Genomic DNA, 17,617 nt, shown 5'->3' on the forward strand with positions numbered 1-17,617 from the left:
TCACAGGGAGTAAGCAATGACTCTGCCTCCACCACTTACCCTTGACAAGGCGATTGCCGTCTTGGACATGGGCTTACGCACGGTGTTCAGCCAGGCAACCCCAAGCCGTCCTTACCCGCAAGCAGCATCGTCAGACGACAGTGCCCTGTCTGACAGCGAGCGCAAGCACGCAGCTGCCCTGATGCGCATTAATCATGTAGGCGAAGTCTGTGCCCAGGCTTTATACAGTGGCCAGGCACTGGTTTCCCGCGATCCAGCCAATGTTGAAGCGTTGAAAGAGGCCTCCCGCGAAGAAGTCGACCACCTTGCATGGTGTGAGCGTCGCATAGGCGAGCTCGGCGGTCGCAAGAGCCTGCTGAACCCTCTCTGGTTCGGGGCCAGTTTCGGCCTGGGAGTCACAGCGGGCCTGCTCGGCGACAAATGGAATCTGGGATTCCTGGCCGAAACCGAGCATCAGGTTTCTGCCCATTTAGGCAAGCATTTGCATGAATTACCCGCTCAAGACCATGCGTCGCGTGCTATTGTCACGCAGATGAAAGAAGACGAGGAGCACCATGCCGAGACTGCGGAGCATCTTGGTGGCGCCACGCTGCCGGCCCCGGTTAAACTGGCTATGCGCCTCGCTTCAAAAGTGATGACGCGTACCGCGTATCATTTATAGTATTCCCATATAGTATTCGAAGTCACCAAGAGTCAACCATGCAAAAATTTAGTGATAATTTACTCGCCCTGGATAGCGCCGATCATGTGAAACGCATTGAGCTATTCGATGAGAAAAGCCAGCCGGCGGGCCAGATCGAGAACAAACCGGGCACCCAGGGCTCCATCAAGGTGTACCATCATTTGTTCAAGATATATGGCGAGATCAACAGCGATGCTGCTGTTGAAGGCCTGGCGCTGTATGCAGAGCACACTGAAGATGCCGAGAACCATCCGGGCAAACACCCTAACATTGATCGCTTGCTCAATGTGCTGGATAAAGAACAAACACTTTCCATCAAATTAGTCACCAACTAAATCCCGGATACTTTTAAAAATAGCCTCCCGTTTGGAGGCTATTTTTTTGGCGCAGCCGCAATGTCCCCAGCTTATTCCTGAAATCACATCCCTATTTGAACCATGTTGCAAATAACCTGAACGATGAAATTGAATGGGCTGACATGGTGAGCCTGCCGCCTTTATCTCAAACCATTATAAATTAATAATTGCATGTTATTTGGACCGCATATAATTTCTTGTTATATTGGAAATCATGAATTTCCAACAATTAAAAATCGTACGTGAAGCGGTTAAACTCAATTACAACCTGACTGAAGTTGGAAAAGTCCTGTTTATTTCGCAGTCTGGCGTTTCTAAAAGCCTGAACGAGCTGGAAAATGAACTAGGAGTAGAAATTTTTAACCGGGCAAAAAATCGATTGATAGGCTTAACCAGTGAAGGTGAGGCCCTGATCCCTATCATCAGCAAGATATTGTCGGAAACCCAGCATTTAAATACGCTGTCCTCGCAGATGGCCAGTAAATCCAAGGGGAATTTGTTTTTAGCGACCACCCATGCCCAGGCTCGCTATGCCTTGCCTGAGGCAATCAAGAATTTTGTCATCGACTATCCCGATGTGCATTTCACACTGCATGAATCCAGCCCGCTGGAAATTTGCGAGCTGTTAAAAAGCGGTGAAGCAGATATAGGCATTGCAACTGAAGGTGTGCATCTGAATGATGCTTTGGTGACTATCCCGTGGTATGGATGGTATCACTCGATTATTGCCAAACCGGACCACCCGATTTTCGAATCCGAAGTGATCACGCTGGAACAGTTATGCCAGTTTCCTATCATTACCTACCATTCAGGCCTGACCGGCCGCTCCAGGGTAGATAAAGCCTTTTCTGACCACGGCCTTTACCCGGACATCCCCATCACGGCACTGGATGCAGATATCATTAAAACCTATGTTGAGCTGGGGTTAGGCATAGGCATCGTAGCTAGCATGTCGTTTGACCCGACCAGGGATATCAATTTGAAAAGTGTGTCAGCGGCACACTTGTTTGAAAAGAATATCACCAAGATTGCCCTGCGCAAAAATCATTACCTCAGACCCTATGTCTACGACTTTGTGTCACGTCTTTCACCCAGTTATAACACTGCAAGCATTAAGACCCTGATAGGCGTGTGAGCTACTTGCCCAGTTTAAGAATCAGGATGCCCGATAAAATAAACACCAGCCCGGCCAAATGCAGGGGTGACAGGCGTTCACCGTAATAGAGCCAGCCGACCAGTGCAATGATGGCAATACCTGCGCCTGACCAGATGGCATATGCGATTGCCAGCGGCACGGTACGCAGCGCCAGAGACAAAAAATAGAATGCGCACACATAGCCGGAAATGACCACCAGCGACCAGGCCAGATGCGTGAAATTCTCTGCATTCTTTAACGCCGAAGTCGCCACCACTTCGGCCAGAATGGCGACGACCAGGTATAACCAGTGCATTTACACAACTCCTTTGAAGCGCAATATACGGCTTGTGATCGCTATCCCAGCATCAACAGATGCTAGAAAGGTACATCGCCGACAATGGTGGCCCTGTGCATGGTGCGGCGCTCGGGTAAATAATCCGCGACAGCATAGTGCTGCGTCACCTGGTTATCCCAAAAAGCAACATCATTGACCTGCCACTGCCAGCGCAGGGTGAACTCAGGCCGTATACTATGCGCAAACAGAAAAGCCAGCAATGAATCACTTTCCTTCTGGCTGATGCCATCAATATGCGTGGTAAACCCCTCGTTAACGAATAACGATTTTTTGCCTGAGACCGGGTGCGTCCTGATCACCGGGTGACTGAGTGGCGGATGTTTTTTTACCGCCGCATCATAGCGTTCCTTAAAAGCGGCATCTGTGCCCCAGCGATCTTTAGGGAAAGACTTGGTCACGTCATGCGTCGCGGTCAGGCCTTCGAGGGAACGCTTGAGCGAGTCTGACAAGGCAGCATAAGCCGCGGTATTACTGGACCATAGCGTGTCGCCACCTGCAGAAGGCAATCTTTTGGCGGCCAGAATACCGGCTCTGGGCGGCGTTGCGCTAAAAGTGACATCGGTATGCCAGTTATCATTGTCTGGCAAAAAATGTTCATGCGTATCGATGTTCATGATTTCAGGCAAATCTGGCAACACCGGATAAATAGGATGGATATGCAATTTGCCAAAATTGGCTGCAAATCTCACCTGCTGGTGCGGCGTGATGGCCTGATGCCTGAAAATCAGGATTTCATGTTCAAGCAAAGCCTGTTCAATTGCGGCCTTGTGTTCAGCGGATAGCTCCTGGGAAAAATCCACGCCTTCAACTGTCGCCCCGATAGCAGGTGTAATTGTTTTTAATGTCAGTGCCATTACTTTCCTCTTGTACTAATAGTTCTTGCCCTTCCAGGGCACCAATTTTTGCTGAATGATGCGCAGGCCTATCTCCATGGCATACGCGATAACGGCAATGAACAAAATGCCGGTGATCACCAGATCCGTGATTAAGAACTGCGAGGCAGACTGGATCAGGAATCCCAGCCCCTCAGTTGCGGCGATCAGTTCAGCGGCTACCAAGGTTGACCAACCCAAGCCCAGGCCTATCCTGACACCGGTCAAAATATCCGGGAAAGCCCCTGGCAAGATCACTTCACGAATGACTTGCCAGCGGTTAGCGCCCAGGGTTCTTGCTGACCTGATCCAGAGCGGATTGACGGCACGCACCCCATTCGAGGTGGTGACCACCACAGGGGCAAAAATGGCCAGGGCGATCAGTAGCACTTTTGAAAACTCCCCTATGCCAAACCAGATCACAATTAATGGCAAATAAGCCAACGGCGGCACCGGACGGTAAAACTCGATCAGCGGATCAATCGCCGCATGCGCATTAGGGTTCACGCCTATGAGTATGCCCAAAGGCACGCCGACGGCCACTGCAATCAATAGTGCTAAAAACACCCGGCCCAGGCTGGCAGATAAATGCTGCCAGAAGCTGGCATCCATATAACCATGCTGGCTCAACTCAACGGTCTTACGCACAACACTCAACGGGCTGGGCAGATATAATGCCGGCAGCCATTCAAAATAAGTGGCGACTGACCAGGCAATGATGAGTGCCAATACCGTCGTTAGGCTAATCGCAAGCTGGCGCTTATGCAGATGCAAGGACATTGCTCACCTCTTTATCCTGCGCAAAAAAATAAGCCAGGACTGTTTCACGTACCTTAATAAAGTCGGGGTCAGATTTGATGCTACGCGCCGACTCGCCTTCTATATGCCGTTTGCCAAAATCCAATGGAATGACTTGCGCAATTTGCCCGGGATTCGCCTGCATCAATACCAGTTTGGTGGCTAAAAACACCGCTTCTTCAATATCATGCGTCACAAGTAAGATCTGCTTGTGCGTGGCGTGCCAGACCTTCAGCACCAGCGTTTGCATCTGCTCTTTGGTAAACGCGTCCAATGCGCCAAAAGGTTCATCCATCAACAATATCTGCGGGCTGGTGACCAGAGCCCGCGCCAGGCTGACGCGTTGCTTCATGCCTCCAGATAACTTCCATACCGGATAATCGACATATTGCGCAAGCCCTACCAAACCTAAATACTCGGCGCTGATGGCCGCACGGCTGGCTGGCGCGATGCCCTGCAACTTCAAGCCGAACTCAACGTTTTCACCTACTGTCAGCCATGGCAACAGGGTATGTTGCTGAAAGATGACGCCTCTTTCCGGGCTAGGCCCTGACACTGGCCGGCCATTCAGTTGAATATCTCCCAGAGTAGGTTGCTCGAACCCGGCGACCAGATTTAACAATGTCGTCTTACCGCAGCCGGACGGGCCGACAATCACCACAATCTCTTGCGGCAGAATAGTCAGTGAAAAATCATGCAGGACAGTGTGTTGCTCGCCCTGCGCGCCCTTGAAACTGGCAGTCACATGATTCACGGTTAATGTACTCATATCATGCTCACGGGATAAAACTATCCGTTGCATAAGCGCGGTAATCCGGCAGCAAGCGATCGATCTTGCCTTGTTCCTTGAGGAAAAGCGCCGTATCGGCAATCGCTTTAATCACCGAGGTTTGCAGCAAGGCCTTTTGCCTGTCGGCTACCGGATACTGGTTGCCGACCAGTAACGCTGGAATCTGCTCTACCGAGGCCCCGGTCAGGGAAGCAATCTTGTCCAGATAACTTTTATCAGCCAGGTATTGCTGTTTGTTGGCCTGGTAAGCCGCATAATATTCGGTCGAGGTTTTGCTGAATGCCTTGAGGAAAGCCGCATTCTTTTCGGCAAAGGGTTTGCGCGTGACCCATACATCAAAGGTGGGCGAGCCCCAGGCAGCGACCTCTTCCGAGCTCACCAGGACTTTGCCATTGGTTTTGATTTTGCTTAATGCCGGATCCCATACATAGGCGGCGTCAATATTGCCACGCTGCCAGGCGGCCGGGATTTCAGAAATACGCAAATTCACAATCTTGACTTTGGTCCGGTCTATGCCCCAATGCTTCAAGGCTGCCAGCAGGCTATAGTGCGAAGTCGAAACAAAAGGGACGGCAATCGTGCGACCGATCAAATCCTGGTAACGCTGGATGCCGGAACCGTTTCTCACCACTAACGCTTCTGAAGTGCCAAGTTCGGAAGCAATCAGGAAAGTCTGCACCGGCAGGTCACGGCTAGCCGCGACTGCCACGATGCTGGAGCCCACATTGGCAACATCGATATCCCCGGAAGCCACTGCGCGGATCAACTCGGCACCGTTATCAAAGCGGCGCCAATTGATTTTTGCACCGGTGGCTTTTTCATACTGATGGTCTACGATGGCCACTTTCGCTGGCTCTACGCCGGTCTGGTAACCTATATTCACTTCTAGTGCTTGTGCCATGGGCCCTATGCCTGATATTAGAAACAGCAAAATATACCGCAAAACTGAGATGTTCATCATGTGTTCCCGAATGATTGATGCCACCCCAAACCGGAGTGGCATATGGCGTGATTAAAATTCGCCAGCGAACCTGACAAACGCAGTGCGTGGTGCCCCGGCCAGCAGGTTGTAAGCGTTACCATTCGGATCTGCAGCTTCGTAAGGATTGTCACCAAATGCAAAATATTTCTTATCAAACAGGTTATTCACCCCGACTTGTATATTCACATTTTTGGCCAGTGAGACATTTCTCCAGCGGTAGCCGCCACTGATATCCCAAATCGGGTATCCGCTGACAGATTGGTCGTTGGTGTAGGTGTAATAACGCTGGCCGATATAATTGGCACCTATTTGCCCATACAATGACCCGTCGTTATATTTCAGCTGGCTGCTGATAATGGTTTTAGGCGCATCCACTACATTCTTGCCATCGATGCGGAAAACAGTGCCGTTATTACTAAAGTCATCGCGGTATTTAGACTGGTTTAAAGTCAGCGAGTTATTGAACCAGACATTGGTGATCGGTGACCAGTTTGCGGAGAATTCGGCACCTACCGTTTCGACCTTACCAACGTTGGTTAGTACGGCAGGGTTGCCAACAATGGCCGTGCCTTGCTGCAAGGCTAACAACCTGTTTTTAAAATCGATATGGTAGATTGCAACCGAACTATTGAAATTAGGTTGCCGGTAGCGCCAGCCGCCTTCAATCACTAAAGACTCTTCCGGCTTGATGTTACCCTTGATAGCATCAAACCCGGCTTGCTTGGTATCAAACGGCGAAGCGCCGCCTTTGACCACGCCCCTGAAAGCTGCGACATTTTCAGCTGCATCGGCAAAAAACTCATTTTGTTCATCCAGCTTAAAGTTAACGCCCAGTGATGGCAGGAAGTGATCAGAAGCAGTCAGTGACCCTCTCAGCTCGTTACCAGCGGCGGTATCTCTCAAGGTAGAGACCGAAGTGGTTGCATCCAGGGATTTGAAGCCGGCATTCACCGTCAACTGATCGCTTAACTTGATATTGTCCTGAAAGTGCAATTGCAGGGTATTGGTATCAAACTGGTAATTCCAGGCCGTAAAAAATGGATTTGAAGGTCGTTTATAAGGTGATGAAGGGCCGTTATCCTGTGCATAAAAGCGCATGGCATGCTGAAAATCATTGTTCTCATACCAGAAACCGGCATTAAAACTGTGTATGCCCTGATTATAGGTAAGGGCACTCAGTATCCCTGAACGGTTGATATCAAACTCCAGGGTACGCAGCGAGATCGGCGTACCGCCAGGCGATGCAAGATAGGGTGTCCACCAAGTGCCGGTGCCATCCTGGTTATGATGATAAATAGTCGTTTTCAGAGAGGCCTTGTCACTGAGGGCGAGTGCCAGGGTGCCGCCTACCAGCCAGTCTTCACGCAGCCCGGAGCCATTGTAATAAGCGTCATCCAGCGAGGTGATATTACCGACCGTACCACCTGCGCCTACTTGGGTGGCGACTTGCTGTGCGAGCGCCCAGTTGGGTGCAAAATAATCCCAGCGGTAACCAAGACGCCTGGCGCTCGATTTTGATAGATCCATGTAATCGACGTCTTTGCGATCAGAGTAATTGATAAAACCGGTGAATTTACCAATATCGAAATCTTGCGTCAGCTTAAAGTTAACCAGCTGGTGGCGTTGCTCACCCTGGCCTTTCCATTTATCGGCATTCTGCTCGGTGGCGCTGATGGCGAACTTGGTCCCTGTGCTCAGCAGACCGCTATCAAAGCGGGCAAAAGTGCGGCGATTATCGTACTCCGCAAAAGACTGTTCAAATTTCACACCGGTTTTATCAGAAGGCTCCAGGGAGTAAAACTGTATGGTGCCGCCCAGGTTGCTTGAAGAGGCTGTGCCTAACGCACCCGTGCCCTGCGATACCACGATGCGCCCGATATTCTCGCTGGAAACCGCCCTGGAGATATGCAGGCCGTTGTAGTTACGGTAGCTCATATCGCCAAGCGGCACGTCATCCAGGGTGAAGCCCAACTGATTCTGGTTGAAACCGCGAATGGAGATCCTTGAACCCCACTCATAGTTACCCAGGCTATCCGGCGAGTTGTAATTGACGCCAGGCAAAGTGCTTAACGCTTTGATCGGGCTGGTCCCAGGCGCCGTATTATCCAGATCGGCTCTGGAAATCTCGCTGACCTGGCGCGTCTTTTTCTTGCCGAACACCACCACTGAATTAAGTGCGCTGTCTTCTTCTTGCGCGCTTTCTTTGGCCTGAACCTGTGCTTCATCAGCTGCATGTGCTTGAATGCCGTACAGCACACCCATCACCGCAATAGTCACTGGTAAGCGTTTGAATCGAGAATGCATCACAACTCCCCTTTTTTATTAAGAATTTTAAAAAAGTATAGGGAGTGCCATCGGTTTAATCGAATGGCATTAAATCATCATACGATGAGTTTTAGTTATGGTGAGTAGAAGTGGTGAGAGGGAGGAGAGTCAGGGACGCGGCACAATCAGCAACGCACCCTGATCAAAAAAACTTAAGCTGTCGGCAATAGCAATGACTTTGCAATCGGCGGATGATAAATAAACTCAAGCAAATGCCCGACACTATCCAGGCAATAAAATCCGCGTGAGCCGTCTCTATGCGTTTTAGGGGCTTCGGTGATGCGCACCCCGTGTTTAACCACATGCTCATACCAGCCATCCACCGCCGCTTCATCCGTCAAGGCAAAGCCAATATGATCCAGGCGTTGCAACGGGTCTGCTTTGTAATCCACACGGTGCAAGGCAAACACATCACCATGGTTAGTCAGGTAAACATTGTCCGGGTCAGGCTGCCATTCGATTTGCATGCCGACGATACGCGTATAAAAATCGATCGCCGACTCCAGGTCTTTGATAAACAGCGCCACATGGCGGATCCCTAACATGCCGGCAGGAACAGTCATGGTTTACTCAACGCTAGGCGATCTGATTTCAAAGTCATGCGTAATTTCGCAAGCTTTTTGCAGCATGATACTGGCTGAACAATACTTTTCAGCCGACAGGCTGACGGCGCGCGCGACTTGTTGCTCATTGAGGTTTTCACCGGTGACCACAAAATGCACATGAATCTTGGTGAATACCTTGGGGATCGTCTCGGCACGTTCAGCCGCGATTTCAGCCACGCAATCGACAATCGGCTGACGGGACTTTTTCAGAATCGTCACCACATCAAATGCGGTACATGAACCCATGCCGATCAACAGCATCTCCATGGGGCGCATGCCGATATTACGGCCACCGTTTTCTGGCGCGCCATCCAGCACAACGGCGTGACCGGTTTCAGACTCGCCGACAAAACTGACACCGTCTATCCATTTCACTGTGACTTGCATTGTGACTTTCCTATCATTCTATTCATTTAAAACTGTGTGGATGCGGCAAAAAATGCAAAGCACTGACCGCATCCCAAGCATTACTTTTATTTGACGTTGAGCAACTCAACATCAAATACCAATGTTGCATTTGGCGGAATCGCGCCACCGGCACCACGCGCGCCATAACCCAATTCAGAAGGGATGATCAGCGTACGTTTGCCGCCGATCTTCATGCCTTGCACGCCTTCGTCCCACCCTTGAATCACCTGGCCACCGCCAAGGAAGAAGTTGAATGGCGAGTTACGGTCCAGGCTGCTGTCGAACTTTTTGCCTTTGAAATCTTTGGCATTGGCATCGTACAACCAGCCGGTGTAATGCACGGTAACGTTAAAGCCGACTTCCGCTTCACGGCCACTACCAACAACAGTATCAATCTTTTGCAACTCGGTGATATTGGCTGACATTTGTGTATTTTCCTTTGGGTTTGAAGAATTGGATTGCGCCTGGCAACCCGCTATCGCTAAAAGCAATACCATGCCCAAGCTTACTTTTTTAATTCCTGATTTCACATGCGCTCCTAGAAAACGACCATTATCATACGCGTTTTTAGTTAAAAAACGCTTACTTAAACACGCTTGGTTAAAAATACGCTACTCGCTAGCGCCCTTCAATCACGGCCTTGATCAAGCCATCCTGGATTGATCGCGATGCCGATGCCAGCGGATGATTCACCAGCATGACCACGGCATAGCGCTTACCCTGTGTACCTTGCACATAACCGGCAATACTGCTGACACCTTCCAGCGAACCGGTTTTCAGGTAGGCCATGCCTTGGCTAGGCGACTCCGGCAGGCGTTTTTTGAGTGTGCCATCCAAGCCCAGGATAGGCAACGAAGCCATCATTACCGGCATCGTAGGACGCTGATAGGCTGTGACGAGCAATTGTGCCAGATGTTCCGCACTGATGCGCTCATTGCGTGACAGCCCGGAGCCATTATCCAGTACCAGCTCAGGGAACAACAACCCTCGCTTGCGCAACACTTCTTTAAGCGCCGCAGCACTGCTGCTTTCAACTACCGGCGCCAGACCTGCCTCCATGCCTATGGTCAGCATCAATTGCCGCGCCATGACATTATTACTCCATTTGTTGATATCGCGAATCCCCACATCCAGCGGGGCGGACCACCAGGTAGTGACTAAAGTGGCCGAGGGCGGTAACACGGCGCCTATGGCCTGGCCATCCAGTCGCCCGCCTAATTGCGTCCATAGTTTTTTGAAAGTGTAGACGGCATATTGCTGCTGGCTGAGTACACTCAACTCAAGATAGCGCTCATCACACTGTTCCGGCAAGGTGCCGCTGAATGTAACGGTTGCACCTTCAGCGCTGGTAGTCACTCCGTAACGCAAGTTACTACGCCAGTCCCCGCAAGCGCCCTTGCTGACCTGCATGGTATTCACCACTTTGATCTGCGGCAGCTCGAATTCTTGCGTGACACCCGCTAGCGGCTTGCCGCCTTCCCTGGAGACGCCGAACCTGAAACTGCTATGGCCACCATTCACCAGTAATGCATGCGGATTGACGTTGTAAGCGCGCCATGGCTCGTCGTCCAGTATCGCGCGCTGGCTGAGCTCAGGCGCATAAATGGAAGCATCCAGCAGCAGGTTGCCTTTGATGTGTTTAATCCCTTGTTGCTGCACCTGCTGTAACAACCGCCAAAGCTCGGCATTATTCAGCGACGGGTCGCCATAGCCTTTGATGATGAGGTCACCTTCAAGCACACCATGATTGACTGTTCCGTTTCTGTAAACCTCTGTTTTCCAGCGATACGCAGGGGTCAGTGCTTCAAGCGCAGCATACGTAGTCACCACTTTCATCACACTGGCCGGGTTCATGGCCTTGGCCTGGTTATGGCTGATAAGTGGCGGTTCGCCGTTGAGGGGTTGCACCACAATCGCAACGCTATCCAGCGGCAATTGCGCTTTGGTCAAAGCATCCTGCAATGAAACCGGCAAAGCCGCCTGCGCAACGCCTGCCCACAAATAACAGCAACACAGCCACCAGCGCATCATTAGCGGCATGCCAGACTTTCTTCAATCGCGGCACGTGTCGCCTGCACCAGATGTTCAATCTCTGCCGCATGCAAACAATAAGGCGGCATCCAGTAAACGGTGTTAGCGATCGGGCGCAACAACAAGCCATGCCGCAATGCCGCTGCATAACAATCCTGGGCAAATTGCGGATGATTAGTCTCCACTTCAAAAGCGGTGATCATGCCGCGCTGGCGGATATGCCTTAGCGGCAAATCGTAAGCTTGCACAGCTTGCCATAACTGTTGCGCGGTTTTCTGGTTATTACCCAAGACGTCAGACGTCTCAAACAATTTCAGTGTCGCCAATGCCGCACTACAAGCCAGCGGGTTACCGGTGTAACTGTGGCTATGCAAAAACCCTTTGGCAGTCTGGTCATGGTAAAAAGCCTGGTAGATATCGTCAGTAGTCAGTACCACTGACAACGGCAAATAACCGCCGGTGATACCTTTGGAAAGACAAATAAAATCGGCAATATCACTGACCTTGCCACCTGCCTGCTCACATGCAAACAGGGTACCGGTGCGGCCAAAGCCAACGGCGATTTCATCGGCAATCAGATGTATGCCGTAACGATCACAGGTCTCGCGCGCTTTGCGTAAATAGACCGGGTGATACATGGCCATACCAGCCGCGCCCTGCACCAACGGTTCAATAATAAAAGCTGCCAACCCGGCATGATGTTCGGCGACATAAGTTTCCAGTGCCTGCGCACAACGCAAGGCAAAATCCTCTTCAGACTCGCCCGCCTCCGCCAGCCTGCTATCCGGGCTGGGCATATGTGCCGACTGCAAAATCAGCGGCGCGTAAGTGTCTTTGAAAATAGCCACATCGGTAACGCTAAGCGCACCCAGCGTTTCGCCGTGATAACTGTTTTGCAAACTGATAAACCTGTTTTTTCCTGGCTGCCCGCTATTACGCCAATAATGAAAACTCATCTTTAGCGCGATTTCAGTCGCACTGGCGCCATCCGAACCATAAAAGGCATGCCCCAGGCCAGTCAAGGAAGAAAGTTTTTCTGATAACTCCACCACCGGCACATGGGTAAACCCGGCCAGCATCACATGTTCGAGCTGGTCTAACTGGGTTTTAATCGCCTCTTTAATGATGGGCTGGTTGTGCCCGAATAAATTCACCCACCAGCTGCTGACGGCATCCAGGTAGCCTTTGCCATCGGCATCAAATAGCCAGGCACCATCACCTCGCGCAATCGGCACCAATGGGTAACGTTCGTGATGCTTCATTTGCGTGCATGGGTGCCATACAGCTTGCAGGCTGCGTTGTAGTAAATCCTGATTTCCGCTCATGGCGCTATTTTAAACCAAGCGTAAACAGCATGCTTGGTTTAAAATAGCGCCTTAAATCAAGTTGTTACACTGTATATAGCCATTCTGACATGCAAAAAACCCGCAAACACCTCGAACTGCTCGCCCCGGCCAAGAATGCTGATTTTGGCATAGAAGCTATTAATCACGGGGCCGATGCCGTGTATATCGGTGGCCCGGCGTTTGGTGCGCGCGCTAAAGCGCCGAATACCGTGCAGGATATCGCCAGGCTGGTACAGCATGCGCATAAATTCCATGCCGAAGTGTTTGTCGCACTGAATACGATTTTTCATGACAACGAGCTGGAAGGTGTACGCCAGCTGGTGCATCAACTGTATGACTCGGGTGTGGATGCGCTGATTGTGCAGGATATGGGCTTGCTGGAACTGGATTTACCGCCGATTCAATTGCATGCCAGTACGCAAACAGATATCCGCACCGTGCAAAAAGCCCAGTTTCTGGATCAGATAGGCTTTAGCCAGATCGTGCTGGCACGTGAGCTTGATATTGCCACGGTGAAAAAGATCGCCGATGCAACCACCGCCAACCTGGAATATTTTATCCACGGCGCCTTGTGTGTCGCCTTCAGCGGGCAATGTTTTATCAGCCATGCGCATACAGGCCGCAGCGCCAACCGTGGCGAGTGCTCGCAGGAATGTCGTTTACCCTACACGCTGGAAGACCAGAAAGGGCGCATCCTGGGTAAAGATAAGCATTATTTATCCATGAAAGACAACGACCAGAGCGCCAACTTGCGCGCATTGATTGCCGCCGGGGTCAGCAGCTTTAAAATCGAAGGCCGTTACAAAGACTTGCCGTATGTGAAGAATGCCACCGCGCATTACCGCCAGTTGCTGGATGAGATTATTGAGGAAATGCCGGAATACGCCAAGTCTTCTGCCGGACATGCCAGCTACACATTTACGCCGCAGCCGGAAAAAACCTTTAACCGTAGTGCCACCGACTACTTTGCCAATGGCCGCCAGGCCGATATCGGCGCGTTTGATACACCTAAGTTTTCCGGTGAAGCGTTGGGTAACGTGCGCAAGGTTGGTAAAGATTTTATTGATGTGACGACGGACATTACATTACATAATGGTGACGGCGTGTGCTTTTTTGATGTGCATAAAGAGCTGGTCGGCCTGCGTGTGAATACGGTACAAGCGCTGGATAAGCATACGCAACGCCTGTTCCCGAATGAAATGCCTGCGGATATCCGCAACAACACCCAGCTCTATCGCAACCGCGACCACGCCTTTATGCGCCTGCTGGAAAAAGACTCAACGTCCCGAAAAATCGCATTGGATATTGTGCTTTACGAGACGCATGACGGCTTTGCACTGACACTGACGGATGAGCAAGGCTTCAGCGCGACCACCCAGTGCACTGCCGAGAAACAGCCGGCGAACGATGTAGAAAAGGCAGAAGTATCGCTGAGGGAAAATCTGGCAAAACTGGGAAACACCGATTTTTCAGCCAGGGATATCGGCTTGGAATTGACTCAGTTGTGGTTCCTGCCCGCCTCTATTGTGAATCAACTGCGTCGTGATGCCGTAGAAGAGTTAATTGCGATCAGAGCATTAGGCTATGACCGCCCTCCGTTGCGTGCGGCTGCCGAACCCCCTGCGATCTATCCGCAAGACAGCCTGAGTTACCTCGCCAACGTTTACAACCAGAAAGCACGCGATTTTTACCATAAACACGGTGTGAAACTGATTGCCAGCGCGTATGAGTCGAATGAAACACTGGACGAAGTGCCGGTGATGATCACCAAACATTGCCTGCGCTTTAGCCACGGCTTGTGCCCGAAAGAAGCCAAAGGGGTGATAGGCGTGCAAGGGACAGTCACGGCTGAGCCCATGACTTTAATTAGCGGCAACGACAGATACACGCTCAAATTCGACTGCAAACCTTGCGAGATGCACGTGATGGGCAAAGTGCGCAAACATATCCTGCAGATGGCACCACCGCAACCAATTGCGTTTTTTGACAAGCGCCCGGCATAAGTTAGGCATCGCCCAGGTAAATTGCCAAGGTCATTCTTTTCAGGCAAGCTTGACGACTAGGACAGATGCTAAAAAGTGATGGCCATGAACGAATACACCTACCTGCTCAAAGTCGCGATTGCCTTGCTGGCGATTGTGAACCCCATCGGCAGCCTGCCTATCTTCATCAGTGCCACCAGCGGCTGGAGCAAACGGGAACGCGCCCGCACCGCGCGTACGGTAGGCATGACCGTTATGATTGTGCTCTGCGTCTCGGCGTTTATCGGCGACAAAGTGCTGGATTTTTTTGGCATCACCATCCCCTCATTCCAGGTGGGTGGCGGCATTTTGCTGTTACTGATTTCCATTTCCATGATGCATGGCAAGCAAAGTGGCACGCGGCAAACCGTTGAAGAAGCACAAGACCTGTCAGAACGTGAAGTGATTGCCATTGTGCCACTCAGCATCCCGCTGCTGGCCGGGCCGGGTGCCATTTCCAGCATGATACTCACGGCGCAACAACACCCCGGCTTTTGGGGGCACCTGAGCCTGATCATTCCCGTCGCCCTGATTTCATTGTTTATCTGGGGCCTGTTACTGCTTTCTGATGCCATCACTGATTACCTGGGCATCATAGGCATTAATATCGTCACCCGCCTGATGGGGCTGATTTTAGCGGCGATGTCGGTAGAGTTTATTGCGCACGGATTGACTGGTTTATTTCCGCAACTAGCGGATTAACAAGCTCAGGACTGCAGCCCAAGGACATTAAGATAATTACCCCAATCAATCACTTAACGTTAAAATAGCGCTTTTAACGAAACCCGCGTATTTTGAATTCACCTGCCTCTTCCAAGTCCTCCCAGCAGTGGAAACCCAACGTCACCGTAGCTGCGATTGTCGAGCAGGATGGTAAATTCTTACTGGTGGAAGAAACCACAGATCGTGGTAACCGCTTTAACCAGCCAGCCGGACATCTCGAAGAAAACGAGACCATCATTGAAGCCGCGATCCGTGAAACGCTTGAAGAAACTGCGTACGATTTTACACCGCAAGCCTTGATAGGCATTTATCACTGGCAGCATCCGGGAAATGGCATCACCTATTTACGCTTTGCCTTTAGCGGCACGCTGGGCGGACATTACCCGGAGCGCGCATTGGATGACGGCATCCTGCGCACAGTCTGGAAAAGTGAAGCCGAGATTGCTGCCGATGGCGAGTTGATGCGCAGTCCGCAGGTGCTGTTATGCGTGCAGGATTACCTCGCAGGAAAACGTTATTCTTTAGACATTTTGAAGCATTTGGGCCAGGCATTATGAGTAAACCACATGTGATCGTCGGCTTGTCCGGCGGCGTTGATTCTTCCGTCACGGCTTTGCTGTTAAAACAACAAGGCTACCAGGTCACTGGCTTGTTTATGAAGAACTGGGAAGACGATGACACCGACGAATACTGCTCCTCAAAGCAGGATTTGATTGATGCTGTGTCTGCCGCTGATAAAATCGGTATCGATATTGAAGCCGTGAATTTTAGCGAAGAATACAAAGAGCGAGTATTCACTAACTTTCTGCAGGAATACCAGGCTGGCCGCACGCCTAACCCGGATATCCTGTGTAACGCCGAAATCAAATTCAAGGCCTTTTTAGACCATGCCATGAGCCTGGGGGCAGATTTGATCGCCACCGGCCATTATGCACAGGTACGTGAAAACCCCCTTCAAGCGGGTAATTTTCAATTGTTGAAAGCAGACGATGGCACCAAAGATCAAAGCTACTTTTTGTCTCGCCTGAATCAGGCGCAGTTGTCCAAAACGCTCTTTCCATTGGGCACTTACCTCAAACGTGAAGTACGTGAGATTGCCCGCGAGCACGGCCTGGCCAATGCCGAGAAAAAAGACTCTACCGGCATTTGTTTTATCGGCGAGCGTCCGTTTCAGGAGTTTTTGCAACGCTACCTGCCAAGGCAACCCGGTATCATGCGCACCCCTGAAGGCAAGGTGGTGGGTGAGCACGAAGGCTTGATGTATTACACGCTAGGTCAGCGCCAGGGACTAAAAATTGGTGGCAGCCGTAATAGCAATGGCGAGCCATGGTTTGTCGCCGCTAAAGACATGGTCAATAATGAATTGATCGTGGTGCAAGGGCACGAACACCCGCTGCTGCAAAGCGACGGCCTGGTTGCCGGACAGTTGCACTGGATCAGTGGTGAACAACCACGTACTAACTGGGTCTACGCCGCTAAAACCCGCTACCGCCAGCCGGATGCGCCATGCGAAGTAGATGCAGTGAATGACGAAGAAGCCACCATCCGCTTTGGTCAGCACCAGTGGGCAATCACGCCAGGGCAAAGCGTGGTAGTCTACGAAAGCAATGTCTGCCTGGGCGGCGGCATCATCAATGGCGCCATTTAAATGACCGAAAGGCATAGTTATTGCTTCTACTTTTCGGATAAACAATAACTCACTGCCAAAGTGACAAGGAACGACACCTCATGGCCTATATACTTAAAAATAAAGAAGGTGCAATTATTGCTGCAAGCCCGGATACGCAAGTTTCAGCCGACTGGGTTGAGGTTGAAAATTCAGATGCCGAGTACTTGAATTTCCTCGGCGAAGAGCTGCAAAAAAACCACACCTTCCGTGAAAGCGATATTCAATTAGCCCGAGTGCTGGAAGATCTGATCAGCATCCTGATTGAGCGCAGCCTGATCAGCTATACTGATTTCCCTAGTGCGGCGCAAAAACGTCTGAACGAGCGCCAGACTTTGCGTCACAAAAATAACCTGCATACCCTGTTAAGTGACGATGACGTGGCGCCGCTTTAATACTGTAGAGATTTATTAACCTCTCATCCGCCGCTTCAAGTTAGGCTATAGGTCACCTTGGCTTAATCTACAGAATTGGCTGCGCTTGTGATCATTCACAGTTGTTCAAAACACCACCTTCATA

The 17,617-nt window shown here is 51.0% G+C and carries 19 protein-coding genes; 8 read left to right on the plus strand and 11 right to left on the minus strand.

What is annotated here, in order from left to right; all coding sequences use genetic code 11:
• Positions 1 to 16: 16 nt before the first annotated feature.
• The 3 genes from coq7 to ACSSVF_RS01515 all read left to right on the plus strand — a co-directional run bounded on the left by coq7 (position 17) and on the right by ACSSVF_RS01515 (position 2,173).
• Complete coding sequence (gene coq7 / locus ACSSVF_RS01505; RefSeq protein ID WP_492404922.1) at positions 17 to 661, plus strand: 2-polyprenyl-3-methyl-6-methoxy-1,4-benzoquinone monooxygenase; 645 nt, start codon at positions 17 to 19, stop codon at positions 659 to 661.
• A gap of 38 nt (positions 662 to 699) precedes the next feature.
• Complete coding sequence (locus ACSSVF_RS01510; RefSeq protein WP_492404923.1) at positions 700 to 1,017, plus strand: DUF2322 family protein; 318 nt, start codon at positions 700 to 702, stop codon at positions 1,015 to 1,017.
• Positions 1,018 to 1,252: 235 nt separating this feature from the next.
• Positions 1,253 to 2,173, plus strand: a complete 921-nt coding sequence (locus ACSSVF_RS01515; RefSeq protein ID WP_492404925.1) for a LysR substrate-binding domain-containing protein — start codon at positions 1,253 to 1,255, stop codon at positions 2,171 to 2,173.
• Position 2,174: 1 nt separating this feature from the next.
• Here ACSSVF_RS01515 and ACSSVF_RS01520 read toward each other — a convergent pair whose 3' ends face one another.
• The 11 genes from ACSSVF_RS01520 to bioA form a co-directional block, all read right to left on the minus strand.
• Positions 2,175 to 2,489 carry a DMT family transporter gene (locus ACSSVF_RS01520; RefSeq protein WP_492404926.1) on the minus strand — a complete coding sequence of 105 codons (315 nt, stop codon included), beginning with the start codon at positions 2,487 to 2,489 and terminating at the stop codon, positions 2,175 to 2,177.
• Positions 2,490 to 2,551: 62 nt separating this feature from the next.
• Complete coding sequence (gene tauD, locus ACSSVF_RS01525) at positions 2,552 to 3,385, minus strand: taurine dioxygenase (RefSeq protein ID WP_492404928.1); 834 nt, start codon at positions 3,383 to 3,385, stop codon at positions 2,552 to 2,554.
• Between the two features lie 15 nt (positions 3,386 to 3,400).
• Entirely contained in the window at positions 3,401 to 4,183 is a 783-nt protein-coding gene (locus ACSSVF_RS01530) for an ABC transporter permease subunit (RefSeq protein WP_492404930.1), read from the minus strand.
• Positions 4,164 to 4,970 carry a taurine ABC transporter ATP-binding subunit gene (gene tauB / locus ACSSVF_RS01535; protein WP_492404932.1) on the minus strand — a complete coding sequence of 269 codons (807 nt, stop codon included), beginning with the start codon at positions 4,968 to 4,970 and terminating at the stop codon, positions 4,164 to 4,166. Before tauB ends, ACSSVF_RS01530 begins: the two co-directional genes overlap by 20 nt.
• Positions 4,971 to 4,977: 7 nt before the next feature.
• Complete coding sequence (gene tauA, locus ACSSVF_RS01540) at positions 4,978 to 5,892, minus strand: taurine ABC transporter substrate-binding protein (protein ID WP_492404934.1); 915 nt, start codon at positions 5,890 to 5,892, stop codon at positions 4,978 to 4,980.
• Positions 5,893 to 6,003: 111 nt separating this feature from the next.
• Positions 6,004 to 8,277 (minus strand): TonB-dependent receptor, encoded by a 2,274-nt coding sequence (locus tag ACSSVF_RS01545; RefSeq protein ID WP_492404935.1) that lies wholly within the window; start codon positions 8,275 to 8,277, stop codon positions 6,004 to 6,006.
• A 173-nt stretch (positions 8,278 to 8,450) separates the two neighbouring features.
• Complete coding sequence (locus tag ACSSVF_RS01550; protein WP_492404936.1) at positions 8,451 to 8,861, minus strand: VOC family protein; 411 nt, start codon at positions 8,859 to 8,861, stop codon at positions 8,451 to 8,453.
• A gap of 3 nt (positions 8,862 to 8,864) precedes the next feature.
• A complete protein-coding gene (locus ACSSVF_RS01555; RefSeq protein ID WP_492404938.1) occupies positions 8,865 to 9,290 on the minus strand; it encodes an OsmC family protein in 426 nt (141 codons plus the stop codon).
• An 86-nt stretch (positions 9,291 to 9,376) separates the two neighbouring features.
• Positions 9,377 to 9,808 carry an FKBP-type peptidyl-prolyl cis-trans isomerase gene (locus ACSSVF_RS01560; RefSeq protein WP_492406287.1) on the minus strand — a complete coding sequence of 144 codons (432 nt, stop codon included), beginning with the start codon at positions 9,806 to 9,808 and terminating at the stop codon, positions 9,377 to 9,379.
• A 121-nt stretch (positions 9,809 to 9,929) separates the two neighbouring features.
• Positions 9,930 to 11,351, minus strand: coding sequence for a D-alanyl-D-alanine carboxypeptidase/D-alanyl-D-alanine endopeptidase (gene dacB / locus ACSSVF_RS01565; protein WP_492404940.1), 1,422 nt, complete (start codon positions 11,349 to 11,351; stop codon positions 9,930 to 9,932).
• Positions 11,342 to 12,667 carry an adenosylmethionine--8-amino-7-oxononanoate transaminase gene (bioA, locus tag ACSSVF_RS01570; RefSeq protein ID WP_492404941.1) on the minus strand — a complete coding sequence of 442 codons (1,326 nt, stop codon included), beginning with the start codon at positions 12,665 to 12,667 and terminating at the stop codon, positions 11,342 to 11,344. The genes dacB and bioA overlap by 10 nt, the downstream gene beginning before the upstream one ends.
• 89 nt (positions 12,668 to 12,756) lie before the next feature.
• Here bioA and ACSSVF_RS01575 point away from each other — a divergent pair, with 89 nt between their 5' ends.
• The 5 genes from ACSSVF_RS01575 (at position 12,757) to ACSSVF_RS01595 (ending at position 17,493) form a co-directional block, all read left to right on the plus strand.
• The gene (locus tag ACSSVF_RS01575) at positions 12,757 to 14,691 is read left to right on the plus strand and encodes a peptidase U32 family protein (RefSeq protein ID WP_492404943.1); all 1,935 of its coding nucleotides are present in this window, start codon (positions 12,757 to 12,759) and stop codon (positions 14,689 to 14,691) included.
• Between the two features lie 84 nt (positions 14,692 to 14,775).
• Positions 14,776 to 15,411 carry a MarC family protein gene (locus ACSSVF_RS01580; RefSeq protein WP_492404944.1) on the plus strand — a complete coding sequence of 212 codons (636 nt, stop codon included), beginning with the start codon at positions 14,776 to 14,778 and terminating at the stop codon, positions 15,409 to 15,411.
• Positions 15,412 to 15,503: 92 nt separating this feature from the next.
• Positions 15,504 to 15,989, plus strand: coding sequence for an NUDIX hydrolase (locus tag ACSSVF_RS01585; protein ID WP_492404946.1), 486 nt, complete (start codon positions 15,504 to 15,506; stop codon positions 15,987 to 15,989).
• On the plus strand, positions 15,986 to 17,080 hold the full coding sequence (gene mnmA / locus ACSSVF_RS01590) for a tRNA 2-thiouridine(34) synthase MnmA (protein ID WP_492404948.1): 1,095 nt from the start codon (positions 15,986 to 15,988) through the stop codon (positions 17,078 to 17,080). Before ACSSVF_RS01585 ends, mnmA begins: the two co-directional genes overlap by 4 nt.
• 80 nt (positions 17,081 to 17,160) lie before the next feature.
• Positions 17,161 to 17,493 (plus strand): hypothetical protein, encoded by a 333-nt coding sequence (locus ACSSVF_RS01595; protein ID WP_492404950.1) that lies wholly within the window; start codon positions 17,161 to 17,163, stop codon positions 17,491 to 17,493.
• Positions 17,494 to 17,617 lie beyond the last annotated feature (124 nt).

This window comes from Methylophilus sp. E2MeOHC9, assembly GCF_058744375.1.

Excerpts from the sequence above, each read along its gene's own strand:
- coq7 (WP_492404922.1), top strand. The coding sequence starts at position 17 with ATGACTCTGCCTCCACCACTTACCCTTGACAAGGCGATTGCCGTCTTG.
- ACSSVF_RS01510 (WP_492404923.1), top strand. The coding sequence starts at position 700 with ATGCAAAAATTTAGTGATAATTTACTCGCCCTGGATAGCGCCGATCAT.
- ACSSVF_RS01515 (WP_492404925.1), top strand. The coding sequence starts at position 1,253 with ATGAATTTCCAACAATTAAAAATCGTACGTGAAGCGGTTAAACTCAAT.
- ACSSVF_RS01520 (WP_492404926.1), bottom strand. The coding sequence starts at position 2,489 with ATGCACTGGTTATACCTGGTCGTCGCCATTCTGGCCGAAGTGGTGGCG.
- tauD (WP_492404928.1), bottom strand. The coding sequence starts at position 3,385 with ATGGCACTGACATTAAAAACAATTACACCTGCTATCGGGGCGACAGTT.
- ACSSVF_RS01530 (WP_492404930.1), bottom strand. The coding sequence starts at position 4,183 with ATGTCCTTGCATCTGCATAAGCGCCAGCTTGCGATTAGCCTAACGACG.
- tauB (WP_492404932.1), bottom strand. The coding sequence starts at position 4,970 with ATGAGTACATTAACCGTGAATCATGTGACTGCCAGTTTCAAGGGCGCG.
- tauA (WP_492404934.1), bottom strand. The coding sequence starts at position 5,892 with ATGGCACAAGCACTAGAAGTGAATATAGGTTACCAGACCGGCGTAGAG.
- ACSSVF_RS01545 (WP_492404935.1), bottom strand. The coding sequence starts at position 8,277 with ATGCATTCTCGATTCAAACGCTTACCAGTGACTATTGCGGTGATGGGT.
- ACSSVF_RS01550 (WP_492404936.1), bottom strand. The coding sequence starts at position 8,861 with ATGACTGTTCCTGCCGGCATGTTAGGGATCCGCCATGTGGCGCTGTTT.
- ACSSVF_RS01555 (WP_492404938.1), bottom strand. The coding sequence starts at position 9,290 with ATGCAAGTCACAGTGAAATGGATAGACGGTGTCAGTTTTGTCGGCGAG.
- ACSSVF_RS01560 (WP_492406287.1), bottom strand. The coding sequence starts at position 9,808 with ATGGTATTGCTTTTAGCGATAGCGGGTTGCCAGGCGCAATCCAATTCT.
- dacB (WP_492404940.1), bottom strand. The coding sequence starts at position 11,351 with ATGCCGCTAATGATGCGCTGGTGGCTGTGTTGCTGTTATTTGTGGGCA.
- bioA (WP_492404941.1), bottom strand. The coding sequence starts at position 12,667 with ATGAGCGGAAATCAGGATTTACTACAACGCAGCCTGCAAGCTGTATGG.
- ACSSVF_RS01575 (WP_492404943.1), top strand. The coding sequence starts at position 12,757 with ATGCAAAAAACCCGCAAACACCTCGAACTGCTCGCCCCGGCCAAGAAT.
- ACSSVF_RS01580 (WP_492404944.1), top strand. The coding sequence starts at position 14,776 with ATGAACGAATACACCTACCTGCTCAAAGTCGCGATTGCCTTGCTGGCG.
- mnmA (WP_492404948.1), top strand. The coding sequence starts at position 15,986 with ATGAGTAAACCACATGTGATCGTCGGCTTGTCCGGCGGCGTTGATTCT.
- ACSSVF_RS01595 (WP_492404950.1), top strand. The coding sequence starts at position 17,161 with ATGGCCTATATACTTAAAAATAAAGAAGGTGCAATTATTGCTGCAAGC.